The sequence below is a fragment of the Pseudobutyrivibrio sp. UC1225 genome, from assembly GCF_900115215.1.
Classification (GTDB): domain Bacteria; phylum Bacillota; class Clostridia; order Lachnospirales; family Lachnospiraceae; genus Pseudobutyrivibrio.
Genome location: NZ_FOVQ01000001.1, coordinates 583,163 through 596,299 on the forward strand (window position 1 = coordinate 583,163; position 13,137 = coordinate 596,299).

Genomic DNA, 13,137 nt, shown 5'->3' on the forward strand with positions numbered 1-13,137 from the left:
ACCCTCTTATTATAGAATGATTTAAATTTACATTCTACCAACTTCTGTGAATTTTTTCTGTATGTATATATACCTTATTCAGAAAGGTCATTCATTTTGTTCTTTCTCTTATCCTTTGCAATCTTACCTGAGATAGCACTTATAAGAATAAGAATCCAGTACCACCATACTCTTCCACTTACGCCTGCCTTAGACACACCAAGTGGAGTTTCCTCTTCAAGGATTTCAACCACATCATCTACCTTTGTAGCCTCATCATCAAGAACCACTGCAAGGCTTACTTCCTGATCCTCAATTGAAACTTCAACCTCGTTGAACTTGGTTGTGCTAATGGTAATCTTTGGCTCGCCAACCTCTTTAAAGTTGTCTTCCACCTTAGTCTCTACAGGTGCAACATGGCTAGACTCACTAGCTGATGAACTAGAACCTGATCCATTTCCTGAACCATTTCCATTGTTACTTCCCTGTGGTGCAGGTGTAGTAGATGCAGCTGCAGATTCTGAAGCAGATGTGCTTGCTGAAGCACTTGCACTTGTTGATGCAGACTCTGATGCTGATGTGCTTGCTGACTCACTTGTGCTTGTTAAGGCAGACTCTGACGCTGATGTGCTTGCTGACTCTGACTCACTCACTGATGCAGACTCTGATGCTGAAGCACTAAGGCTTACTGATGTACTTTCAGATACTGCTGCACTCTCAGACATACTTTCAAGCTCACTTAATCTTGAAGATGCTGATAAGCTCTCTAACTCGCTAAGTCTTACAGAAGCAGATTCAGAAATCGAAATGCTCTCACTTGTTGAAACAGACTCTGAAACAGAGATGCTCTCACTTGTTGAGATGCTTTCTGAAACACTTACACTCATGCTCTCGCTCGCTGAAACTGACTCACTGAGACTTACAGATGTTGAAAGACTTTCCAGTGTACTGATGCTCTGTGAAAGTGACTCTGATGCAGAAACACTCTCACTAACTGAAGCAGACTCTGAGGCACTTGCTGAAGCGCTCTCTGACATGCTTACTGATGCCGACTGACTCATGCTATATGAAAGAGATACACTCTCTAATTCACTAATACGCTCAGAAATACTTGCTGACTCTGATGCGCTTACTGATTCTGAGAGGCTTGCACTTGTTGATGCAGACTCTGATGCTGAAGTACTTGTTGACTCTGACATGCTTTGGCTCATTGAGGCACTTGTACTTGCTGATGCACTCATGCTCATTGAAGTACTTTCAGATACTGATGTGCTAGCGCTTGCTGACGCAGACTGACTTAAGCTTGCAGATGTACTCTCAGATGCTGATGTACTAGCTGATTCAGAAGCACTCTGACTTGCACTATCACTCGTTGAAGCGCTTGTACTTGCTGAGTTGCTCATGCTTGTTGATGATGACTCACTAGCTGAAGTACTTGCACTTGTACTAGCTGATTCAGAAGCACTGTTACTCATTGATGTACTAGCTGACTCTGATACACTAGTAGATGCTGACTCACTTGTGCTTGCTGAAGCACTCTCAGATGCTGATGCACTTGTTGAAGCAGACTCACTTGTACTTGTTGATTCAGACTCTGACATGCTCTGGCTTGCACTATCACTCATTGAAGTACTTGCACTTGCTGATTCACTCATACTTGCTGAAGTGCTCTCTAATGCACTAGTAGATGCAGATTCACTTACACTAGCTGATGTACTCTCAGACACTGATGTGCTCATGCTCTCTGACATACTTACTGATGTAGATGCACTAACTGACTCTGATGTACTCTGGCTTTCACTATTACTCATTGAAGTACTTGCACTAGCTGAATCACTCATGCTTGTTGATGCACTCTCAGATGCTGATGTGCTTGTTGATGCAGATTCACTTGTACTTGCTGATGTACTCTCTGATGCCGATGTGCTTGCTGACTCTGATGTACTCTGGCTTTCACTATTACTCATTGAAGTACTTGCACTAGCTGAATCACTCATGCTTGTTGATGCACTCTCAGATGCTGATGTGCTAGCTGACTCTGATGTGCTTGTTGATGCAGATTCACTTGTACTTGCTGATGTACTCTCTGATGCCGATGTACTTGCTGACTCTGATGCACTTGTACTAATTGAAGCAGATTCTGAAGCTGAAGCACTTGCAGACTCTGAAGCACTCTGGCTTGCACTATCGCTCATTGAAGTGCTTGCTGATGCAGACTCACTTGCACTTGTTGAAGCACTCTCACTTACTGATGTACTTGCACTTGTTGATGCACTCTCACTAGCTGATGTACTTACAGATTCTGAAGTACTCTGACTTGCACTATCACTCATTGAAGTGCTTATGCTTGCTGATTCACTTGCACTTGTTGAGGCACTCTCAGATACTGATGTACTTGCTGACTCTGAAGTACTCTGACTTGCGCTATCACTCATTGAAGTGCTTGCTGATGCAGACTCACTTGCACTTGTTGAAGCGCTCTCTGATGCTGATGTGCTCTGACTTACACTATCACTCATTGAAGTACTTGCGCTTGCTGATTCACTTGAGCTTGTAGATGCACTCTCACTTACTGATGTGCTTGCACTTGTTGATGTACTCTCTGATTCTGATGCACTTACACTATTTGAAGCAGACTCTGAAGCTGAAGTACTTGCAGATTCTGACATACTGTTACTCATTGATGTGCTTACTGAAGCACTCATGCTCATTGAAGCACTTGCACTTACAGATGCTGATGTACTTGCTGAAGCACTCTCACTTGCTGACACACTCTCTGATAATGAAGCTGCACAGCTAGCTGACTCAGATGCACTCTGGCTCATTGATGCGCTTGCGCTTGCAGATGCACTTGCTGAGAAGCTTGTAGACTCTGATCTTGATGAAGATGCAGATTCTGATGCTGCTGCACTATCTGAAAGGGACATGCTTCTAGACTGAGATGCACTCTCAGACATTCTTGAGCTCTCAGAAATAGACTCACTTCTCTGGGCTGCCTCACTCTGTGATACTGCCTCGCTTGCACTAACTGACTCTGACCATGCTGCTGACTCTGATGCTATTGCACTAACTGACTCAGATAAAGAAGTCACTTCACTTCTTGCTTCATGGTAATCATCCTTACCCTTATTAAATGCATCCTCTCCAAAGTATGTGTAACCCTTTACATCGAAGTTTCCATCTCTGGCCTCACCGTTGTAATTAAAGTAAATATCTGAACCCTCATGCTCCTTGGCTACGAAGCTGAGCTTATAGTTTACAGTAGTAGTAGATGAATATGTGGCTGCCTTTAATGTAATATGCTGTGCCTCATAGGTCTCTCCAACTCCATCTAAATATGCAACCAGATGGTAAGTTCCATCAGGATTTTTTGATATGTTGGATGACTCATAATAATAAGTCTTTCCACCAATGGAAATGGCAGTATATCTTTCCATTTCCCAGCCCCATTTATTCTGCTTGCACACCGCTTTTTCTTTTGTTACAAGGCTGACAATATTTCCCTCTGTGTCAGTCAACTCACTGTAAGTACCTGTTCCATTCCAGTGATTGACCACTGTACCAAGATTATCATTTCTATTATTTCTAAAAATACCGTCAAAGGTATTGTTCCAGTCATTATCCTTTGTAGAGAAATAAGCTAAATTCTTGTAAACAGTACCATTGCATGTGTAATAATCATGATCACATCCAACATTTACAAGTGTGCCCTTTGTCTCCTCTGTAGGCCATGAAAGAGTAAATGTATTGTCATCATTTAAATCAACCTTAACAACATCCTGAAGCTGGTATCCATTTACATAATATCTGCATACTGTCTGAGCTGTTCCATCAGCAGCATAATTTGTCTCATACTTCCATGTAAGAACATTTCCTGCACCATCTGTATACTGAGTTGTCTTCTTAACAACCATGATTCCAGAAACGATATTTGCATTATCATTCTGACCCCATCCAGTTGTAAGTCCAGGAACCAAAGCATCACCATTCTGATCAACTGTTACATAATCAAAATATGCGTACTTTGTCTCACCAGCTGCATCAATATAAGTAACCTTTACACTGTTGGTATTGTAATTGCTGCTATCCCAGTCACTGTAAAGGATTTCTCCAACATAACCCTCCTGATAGAAGGAATACTGAATAAGAAGATTTGCCAGCTTATCACCATAACCGTAATAGTTATTAGACGCTGGTGTATGATTAAGTCGCTCTCCGTGAGCAATGGCATCAGCCTGTGCTGCCTTCAGCTCCGCCTGCGCCTCCTCAATCTGCTTTATAAGATTCTCAAGATAATCGTCCTGAAGACCTGCCTCTGAGAATGATGTAGATGCTGACTCAAATACTTCCTCAGCCTCAGACATAGCTGTAGAAAGACTTGCGCTCTCTGAAGCCAGTCTCTCTGAATCTGATACTGATGTACTTGCTAAGCTCTCATTCTCTGAAGTGAGGGATTCTAATGCCGAGGTAGAAGTAGATGAAATAGTAGATTCCTCTTCTGATAATGAGGTTCTTGCAACCTCTGACTGTGATGCCAATTCAGATGTCTCTGTAGCAGCTGAGTCACTTGCCGACTGACTCTCTGCTGTGATAGTGGAATCGATTTCCTCTGTCTGCTTTTCAGTTTCTTCCTTAGCCTGCTCCTCAACAGATTCCTGAGCTCTCTCCTCCTGTACACTCTGTACTGTGGACTCAATAACCTGCTGCTGTTGTTGCTGAGTAACTTCTATAGTAATCACGCCCTGCGCACTTGCAGCTGCCTGTTCTTCGCCAAGCTCTGCAGCGTATGCTAAATTTGCATCACCAAGTACAGATGCTCCACCAACTGTAGCACCCGTTATCGCAACTCCCTTTAATAAACTTTCTACTTTCTTTCTCGACATTATAAATACCTCAAAAAATCTAAAACATAACTTATTTATAACCCTAAATCCGCCATGTTATTGTAACACAGAATTTTCAAATTTAAAGAGCAAATGTAACATTTTATTGCCAAATTTTAGAATTTCTTGCCAAAAGTTTATTTTTCAAGCTACTATTCACCGTTTTTGAGACAAAAAAAATCTCCAGAACAATACCTGTTCTGGAGATATAATATCAAGATTATGTGATTAATATGCGATGCCCTGAGCGATCATAGCATCTGCAACCTTCTCGAAGCCTGCGATGTTAGCGCCTGCAACATAATTGCCTTCCATACCATACTTCTTAGCAGCATCATCACATGCGTGGAAGATACCTTCCATGATGCCCTTAAGCTTAGAATCAACTTCCTCGAATGACCAGTGAAGTCTCTCAGAGTTCTGTGACATCTCAAGAGCTGATGTAGCAACACCACCTGCGTTTGCAGCCTTAGCTGGTCCAAAGAGAACGCCAGCCTTCTGGAATGCAGCAACAGCCTCTGGAGTTGAAGGCATGTTAGCACCCTCTGATACAGCAAGAACGCCGTTATCAATAAGCATCTTAGCATCATTCTCATCAAGCTCGTTCTGTGTAGCACATGGAAGAGCGATGTCTACCTTGTACTGCCATACACCATGCTCGCCATTCTTCTTCTCGTGATACTCAGCTGATGGTCTAGCTGCAGCATACTCAGAAAGACGAGCTCTCTTAACTTCCTTAACTTCCTTAAGAAGATCAACATCGATTCCCTCTGGATCATAAATCCAACCTGTAGAATCAGAACATGTAACTGGCTTAGCGCCAAGCTGATATGCCTTCTGGATAGCATAGATAGCTACATTACCAGCACCTGAAACAGCTACTGTCTTGCCCTCGAATGATGTGTTCTTTGCAGACTTAAGCATCTCCTGTGTGAAGTAGCATACGCCGTATCCTGTAGCCTCTGTACGAGCAAGTGATCCGCCGTAAGAAAGTCCCTTACCTGTAAGAACACCTGTGAACTCGTTACGAAGTCTCTTGTACTGGCCATACATATAACCAATCTCACGTCCACCTACACCGATATCACCAGCTGGAACGTCTGTATCAGCACCGATGTGCTTTGCAAGCTCTGTCATGAATGCCTGACAGAATCTCATGATTTCCATATCTGACTTACCCTTAGGATCGAAATCAGAACCACCCTTACCACCACCGATAGGAAGTGTTGTAAGTGAGTTCTTGAAGATCTGCTCGAAACCTAAGAACTTGATAACTGAAAGATTTACTGAAGGGTGAAGTCTAAGGCCTCCCTTGTAAGGTCCAATTGCTGAATTGAACTGTACTCTGTATCCACGGTTTACCTGAACCTTGCCCTTGTCGTCAACCCAAGATACTCTAAACTGAATAATACGCTCTGGCTCAACGATACGCTCGATAACACCAAGCTCCTCAAGCTTTGGATTAGCAGCAACAACTGGCTCTAAAGACTCAAGAACCTCTCCTACTGCCTGTAAGAATTCCTTCTGCTCTGCGTTTCTTGACTCAAGTCCGTCGTAAACGCCCTGTAAATAACTACTCTTAAAATTCATTTGTTATTCTCTCCTTCCAAAAATAAGTTCAGGTGCGCCAGAGACCTCTTCCGGCACAATCTAGAAAAGATTGTACATCTTTTAGCACTTTAAAGCAATAAATTTTTAAATATGAAATACAATTTTTTCCTCTAATAATATACATTTTGTTACCGAAATAATAAATAGTTACGTATTATATTTTTTCACGAGGAGAAAATATGGTCATCCAACACAATCTAGGCGCAAGTAACGCCAGCAGAATGTACAATCTTACAGATTCTTCACTTTCAACTGAAAGTGAAAAGCTTTCAAGCGGTTTTAAGATTAACCGCTCTGCTGATGATGCTGCTGGTCTTTCTATTTCTGAAAAAATGCGTCGCCAGATTCGTGGTCTTACACAATCTTCTTCTAACGGTGGAGATGGTATTTCTCTTGCACAGATTGCAGACGGTGCTCTTACAGAGGTTCATGACATGCTCCAGCGAGCAAATGAGCTTGCTGTTCAGGCGGCAAATGGAACTCTCTCTGAAAGTGACAGAAAAAACGTAAATGCAGAAATCGAAAAGCTTAAAGAAGAAATTAATTCCATTACAAGCAGAACCAAATTCAATGAAATTCAGATTTTTGATAAGAACGGAACCACTCCAAAAATTAGAAAAATAAATGGTTCTGCCTCTCAGAAATCTGCTGTAAACACTCTTGCAGGGAAAATAGCTCAAGAATACTACCCAAATGCTATAGCACAGATACTTGATAATATTCCTTCAATGGGTAACAAGCTTCGTGATCTGGCTTCAGTCAATAAGTCTGCCTACAATACAGAGCTAAGTATCAGATATATAGATGGACCAAGTAATAAGCTGGCTTATATGCAGGCAGCCTTTACTATTCCAGCCCAAAACTTTGCCAGTGGATCATTATCCATGCATGTTGACGAGGCTGATTTTCCATCACTTGACCTTACCAAAAGTCAGGTGCAAACTTTGGAATCAACAATTGCCCATGAAGTTATGCACGGTGTGATGGATATTCTTTATCCTGAAAGAATGTACAGAAGAGATGGTTCTGATACTGACTTTCCAAATTGGTTTGTAGAGGGAGCTGCTCAATTAACAGGTGGCGGTTACACCACTGGATGGAACAGCACCTTAACCTATCTTACAAAATCTTTATCTAGCGCCAATGATTCCTCTCAGGATGGAGAAATCGCTGCATATTTACAGACCGATACCGTTGATAATCGTGAATATGGTCACGGTTATCTTGCCGCAGCCTATACCTGCTATCTCGCTGCAGACGGAGATGATGTCTCCAAGGAAAATCTACTTAATGGTGCAGATAAAATCTTCCAGGCATTTTTAGATGATTCAGACTCAAGTTTCGATAGTATCATGAACAATGTTACTGGAATATCTGTAGATACTCTAAAGAACGATATCAACAGTGGAAACACCACTTCCTCAAAGGGCGGAAAAATGAGCTCCGTTGAGTTTGTTCGACAGTTAACCTATCTGTCAGGTGATGGCGCAGGTTCCATTACTTCATTTTCTCTAAATACTGGTGGCTCTAATATATTGGGCACCTCAGCCAAAAAATCTGACCAGCCGATGGAAATTGTTAATGTATCAGACGAATACTATCAGCTTAGAGCCGCTGCATCAACCTATATAAATATTAATCTGCACCTGGGTACTGATGCAGATATGTCCAATAAGGAGGAAATCACTCTTTATAATATGAGTTGTGATGCACTTACAATCTCCAAGACAAATGTACTTACTGAAGATGACGCCACCTCTGCCATCGATGAGTTTGGTACAGCTATTCTAATAGTAAGTGGCGTTAGAAGTTATTTTGGTGCAATCCAAAATCGTATAGAACATACAATAAGAAATCTTGATAATGTCGTAGAAAATACTACCGCTGCTGAATCTCGTATCAGAGATACGGATATGGCCTCTGAGATGGTAAAACTATCTAAGGATAAAATTTTAGCCCAGGCAGGAGAAACAATCCTTGCCCAGGCTAATAGTAGTGCTGAGGGTGTTATGACTCTATTAAGTTAATTACAGGGTAAGGGCTACTGGTCCTTGCCCTTATTTAATATTGCACTGGTAATCTCCTCTCTCAAAGTAGACATTGAAGATCTGTCGCAAAGTCCAACAATTTTTCCATCCACTGCTACAACACAGGAATCACCATCATATTGATACATGACTACATTTACCAGTGTTGCGTCATCATCATCCAAGGTAATAGCAAATGCCAGCTCCTCTGTTCCCTTTTTATAATCTTCTCCTACTTCTGAAAGAGTAAGTCCGTCTATCTTACTTGTAGCTGCAACGAATTCTATCTTGTCGTCACCGATAGAGTATTTATTTCCATCACCGCTGTGATCTACCTCAATAATACTGGTCTCACCATCTATCTTTGCAGATATCTGAGCCACCTTAGTCCAGTCTATAGAAACTATCTCATCAGGTCTTAAATCTTCGTAATTTGCTTTTAGAACATCTTCATATTCATCAGCAGTTATCGTATATACGATAGTTGAACCATCGAAGCAAAGATATGCCTTATCCTTACCATCCTTATGACTAAAATACATGGTCTGATTAACAGACTTTACTGAAGCATCCTCATCTTCATCATCTGCAGGAACCTCTCCAGTAAGTGCTACTGTCAGGGTTGGATTATCCAAGCCATATTTTGCCATATCATCTTCAGTAGCTTTATAGGTCTCGTAATTACTTAAATCAAGATGAGTCAAAGTGCTTAAGTATCCTAAAACCTTACTTTCTGAAAGTGGCTGATGCTCATTATCACTTACATTGTAAAAATTGTAAGCGTCTGTATATGTATATTTTCCATCAGGATCATAAACCACATTTGCCTTGCTGGCACCTGTGACTCGCATAGCTGTTAACTGCGAATAACCTGCCACCTTATCTCTATCCAGATAATCTTCTATATCACCTGAAAGCTTCTCAAGCAAATCAGTATCAATTAGATAAACGCTGCCGCCATCCACGCAGATATATCTTTTTTCATCAATTGTGGAAAATGAGCCAAAAGCAATCTCTTTGGTACCATCTGCTGTTGTAAATGTAATCTTTCCCTCTGGATTAGAGATTCCATACTGACTGTAATCCTCCACGTCATCTATGATAAAGCTGGCGTGTACAGACTCAAAGGCCTTAAATATTTCAGCTACATAAGCCTGATCAACAGGAAAATCTGTGTCCGAAGTATTCTTCCAGGTGTCATCCACCTTTTCTACCACGGCAGTATTTCCATCCTTAGTGACGGTCACCTGATTTACATCCTCTTCTGAGATATTAAATACCTCTTCATCAATAGTGTTTATTTTATCTACATGCTGAGCTATAGCCTTTTCTGCCACGATGGCAACCACGGCCACCACCAGCACAAGACTTAATATCAGCAATGTCTTTTTTCGCTTCATTATATCCCTCCTACTCAAGGCTTACTTTTCTTCTGCGAACCACTTCATCAATACCATAAAGCAGATATCCAAGAGGAATCAGTCCAATCATGATTATCTTAATCATTCTGGCAGCTGATGCGCTGATTGTAAGATAGTTATAATCTAAAGACTTTGCTCTAATCTGGAGTGATTCATTATCTGTCATCTTCCAGCTAATAGCATTCATAAAGAAGTCTGTGTTGGCACCTGAAGAATAAGAGTTATACTGATCATCCAAAAGATAATCAGAAGCAATCCATACTAAGGAGCCTTCACTTGAGTTCTCTGCTGATATAGCAAGTGAAAATGGGCCATCTACATCCCCCTCTTCTTTATCGTAGGTGCTAAGAGAATATCCTGCTGTTTTAGCATAGGATTCTGATGAACTGTCAAGAAGAGAAGTTACTGTATATGCTCCTGCTGTATTATTGATTGTAAGTCCCGCAGAAATTGGCATAATAACCTTACTATTTCCCTCAACCAGTGAGTTTGTAATGTCAGATGCGCCTATGGTTGGCATAAGGAAATAAGGGTATTCAAAAGCGTAATTATCTCTATTGGTATCTATTACTATTCCATCTGTCACAGAAACACCTACATACTCAAGCAGGCTCTTGAAGTTAGCCAATTCAGCATCCTGCTCTGGACCGGAAAGTACAACAATATGACCTCCATTATCCATATATGACTCTAAAATTGTAACCTCTTCCTCCGACAAATCACTTGTAGGAGAATTTATCAGGATGATTGATGCATCCTCAGGCACACTGTCCACATTTAAAAGCGAGAATTCTTTTGTCTCCACATTTGATTTTTCAAGCGCAGATTTCATAGTTGTACCCATTTCAGCTTCACCATGACCTGTGAGAACATAAGCCTGTGGGAGCTCCTCTGATACCACATAATCTATAGCTGTTGTGATTAAGCTCTCTCCATCAAAAGACTGAGAAGCAGAACCTGTTGTATAGTATGAGCTGTTATCCACCTGATACATTGACTCATAGCTTATATAACGACTCTTGTCTCCAGAAACTACAATCAAGGAATTGTTTGTAACAGTTTCATCTGTATATTCCTTTGCAAAGGTTGGGTAAGTATCTGGGTCCTTCTTCACAACCTTCAGGTTATCTGACAGGGAATCATATACATTAAGCAGCTTTTCAATGACTGTAGATTCCTGACCTGCCTGACATATCCAGTAGATAGTCACGTCATCTTCTATATTACTTACAACAGCCTTACTTGAAGATGTCAGGGAATAGAGTCTGGCTGCTGATATATCAAACTGTGTAAACTTTGAAGGCAAAGATGATACAAACACATTTATCGCAATTACGATACCAAGAACAAGGATCGTTATTGCCTTACTGTAACTACCAATCTTAAACCTTTTTGTATTTAAGGATTCCTTTGTTCTCTCCTGAAAAGCTTTTATGTCAATATTAGGTTTCTGAAGTTTCATTATCCGTTGTACCTCCTCTTCTCAAGTGACTGCACACATAAGAACAGGAAAAAGGCAATGATACTTATGTAATAAACAATCGCTGTCAAATCGAAAATTCCATTGTAAAACAAGGAAAATCTCTGAAATAAAGATATCTTTGCAATAATGTTTTGAATTGTTTCATTTGGAATAGCATTGGCAATCTGAACACAAAAATAATTAAGGAGCATTATTACCACACAGATTCCTGCAGCCATTCCCTGAGACTCAGTAAGGGATGAAATGTACATTCCTATACTTATAAGAGCCAGTCCCAAAAATACAAAAGCAAATATTGAACCATAGCTGGTTGGCAGATAAACCTCTCCATACATGGAGAAAATCAATGGATAAAGGCATATTACAAGCATTGGAATAATAAATACCACAAGTAACGCCAAAAACTTTCCAACTACAATTTCACTTGTTCTGATTGGCAAGGAATAAAGTAGCTGATCTGTTCTCTGTCTCTTCTCATCTGCAATTATTCTCATGGTAAGAATTGGAACAATGATAATAAACACCATCTGAATAAAGCTAAGCACATATTCAAAATTAGCCACTGATGCATTGATGTTATAAATCAATGCTCCTATACCTGTAAATGCTAAAAGAAAAGCTCCGAATACATAGCCCGACAAACTATGATAATAAAGTGATAACTCATGTTTCAATACTGCTAACATTATCTCGCCTCCTGTTCTGGAATTACTTTTTCTTCAGCAGGCTCGATTGCTTTTGGGCCTCCATATGCTTCTTCCTCATTTTCTGCTGAGGTAAGTTCGATAAAGATATCCTCCAATGTGGTCTTGATAGGATTAAGCTTAACCAAAGGAATCCCCTTACCTGCAAAGGCTACAAACAGCTCCTTGCAAATCTCAAAAGAATCACTACTGCTTGTGGTTAACTTGAAGCTGTTATATCCATCTACCTGCTCCTTTTGCTCAAAACAGGTTATAGCTGTATTTCTTTCAAGTAATTCTATAGTCTCTAGTGGATCTCCACCAGATAAAATCTCTATCTGATTTCCCTGTAGTCTGGTCTTACCAAGGTTTTCGATATTATCAAAGGCAACAAGCTTTCCTTTATAGATGATAAGAACCTTCTCACAAATAGCCTGAATCTCAGAAAGAATATGGGAGCTTAAAATAACAGTATGCTTCTTTCCAAGCTCAGCTATTAAATCTCGTATTTCAATAATCTGCATAGGGTCTAAGCCTACAGTAGGCTCATCTAAGATGATTACAGAAGGATTTCCGATTAAAGCCTGAGATATTCCCACCCTCTGTCGGTATCCCTTTGACAGATGCTTAATCAGTCGATTCTGCATCTCTGTGATGTGAGTCTCCTCAATTACCCTGTCTATTTCAGCTTCTATGTCGGCTTTTTTTACACCTTTTGCTTCTGCCACAAACTTTAAGTATTCCCTAGGTGTCTGATCGATATAAAGAGGTGGAATTTCTGGAAGATATCCAATTAGTCTCTTAGCCTCCCTCTCCTCTTCATATATATCGTGACCATCGATTTTAATCTCACCGCTTGTAGCTGCAAGACAGCCTGTAATGATATTTAGAGTTGTAGACTTTCCGGCTCCGTTTGGGCCAAGAAAACCATAAATATGACCATCCTCAATGGTAAAAGACAAATCATCCACTGCAAGAACATCGCCATATCTTTTAGATAAATGCTCTACGGTTATCATAGCTATTACTCTCCTTTGTGTTTTTTGTCTT

General features: G+C 40.6%; 7 protein-coding genes. 1 reads left to right on the top strand and 6 read right to left on the bottom strand.

Translation table 11 applies throughout. The features are described 5' to 3' along the window. Window positions 1-74: 74 nt before the first annotated feature. Both BMZ41_RS15995 and gdhA read right to left on the bottom strand, forming a co-directional pair. Window positions 75-4,862, bottom strand: coding sequence for a hypothetical protein (locus tag BMZ41_RS15995; RefSeq protein WP_177184136.1), 4,788 nt, complete (start codon window positions 4,860-4,862; stop codon window positions 75-77). Between the two features lie 228 nt (window positions 4,863-5,090). After that, a complete protein-coding gene (gdhA, locus tag BMZ41_RS02730) occupies window positions 5,091-6,452 on the bottom strand; it encodes an NADP-specific glutamate dehydrogenase (protein WP_090526767.1) in 1,362 nt (453 codons plus the stop codon). Window positions 6,453-6,652: 200 nt separating this feature from the next. Between gdhA and BMZ41_RS02740 the strand changes: the two genes are divergently transcribed. Then, entirely contained in the window at window positions 6,653-8,500 is a 1,848-nt protein-coding gene (locus tag BMZ41_RS02740) for a flagellinolysin (RefSeq protein ID WP_177184137.1), read from the top strand. Window positions 8,501-8,514: 14 nt separating this feature from the next. On the opposite strand, the gene BMZ41_RS02745 is transcribed toward BMZ41_RS02740, so the two are convergent. From BMZ41_RS02745 to BMZ41_RS02760, 4 genes are read right to left on the bottom strand one after another with little or no spacing between them, the layout of a single operon-like run. Next, entirely contained in the window at window positions 8,515-9,900 is a 1,386-nt protein-coding gene (locus BMZ41_RS02745; RefSeq protein WP_090526769.1) for a DUF4340 domain-containing protein, read from the bottom strand. Between the two features lie 10 nt (window positions 9,901-9,910). Next, entirely contained in the window at window positions 9,911-11,383 is a 1,473-nt protein-coding gene (locus tag BMZ41_RS02750; protein WP_090165768.1) for a GldG family protein, read from the bottom strand. Then, window positions 11,383-12,090, bottom strand: a complete 708-nt coding sequence (locus tag BMZ41_RS02755) for an ABC transporter permease (protein ID WP_090165766.1) — start codon at window positions 12,088-12,090, stop codon at window positions 11,383-11,385. The genes BMZ41_RS02750 and BMZ41_RS02755 overlap by 1 nt, the downstream gene beginning before the upstream one ends. Further along, window positions 12,090-13,106 (bottom strand): ABC transporter ATP-binding protein, encoded by a 1,017-nt coding sequence (locus BMZ41_RS02760; RefSeq protein WP_090526771.1) that lies wholly within the window; start codon window positions 13,104-13,106, stop codon window positions 12,090-12,092. The genes BMZ41_RS02755 and BMZ41_RS02760 overlap by 1 nt, the downstream gene beginning before the upstream one ends. Window positions 13,107-13,137 lie beyond the last annotated feature (31 nt).

What these genes read in the sequence shown, in the direction of transcription:
- BMZ41_RS15995 (WP_177184136.1), bottom strand. Translation starts at nt 4,862, where the DNA reads ATGTCGAGAAAGAAAGTAGAAAGTTTATTAAAGGGAGTTGCGATAACG.
- gdhA (WP_090526767.1), bottom strand. Translation starts at nt 6,452, where the DNA reads ATGAATTTTAAGAGTAGTTATTTACAGGGCGTTTACGACGGACTTGAG.
- BMZ41_RS02740 (WP_177184137.1), top strand. Translation starts at nt 6,653, where the DNA reads ATGGTCATCCAACACAATCTAGGCGCAAGTAACGCCAGCAGAATGTAC.
- BMZ41_RS02745 (WP_090526769.1), bottom strand. Translation starts at nt 9,900, where the DNA reads ATGAAGCGAAAAAAGACATTGCTGATATTAAGTCTTGTGCTGGTGGTG.
- BMZ41_RS02750 (WP_090165768.1), bottom strand. Translation starts at nt 11,383, where the DNA reads ATGAAACTTCAGAAACCTAATATTGACATAAAAGCTTTTCAGGAGAGA.
- BMZ41_RS02755 (WP_090165766.1), bottom strand. Translation starts at nt 12,090, where the DNA reads ATGTTAGCAGTATTGAAACATGAGTTATCACTTTATTATCATAGTTTG.
- BMZ41_RS02760 (WP_090526771.1), bottom strand. Translation starts at nt 13,106, where the DNA reads ATGATAACCGTAGAGCATTTATCTAAAAGATATGGCGATGTTCTTGCA.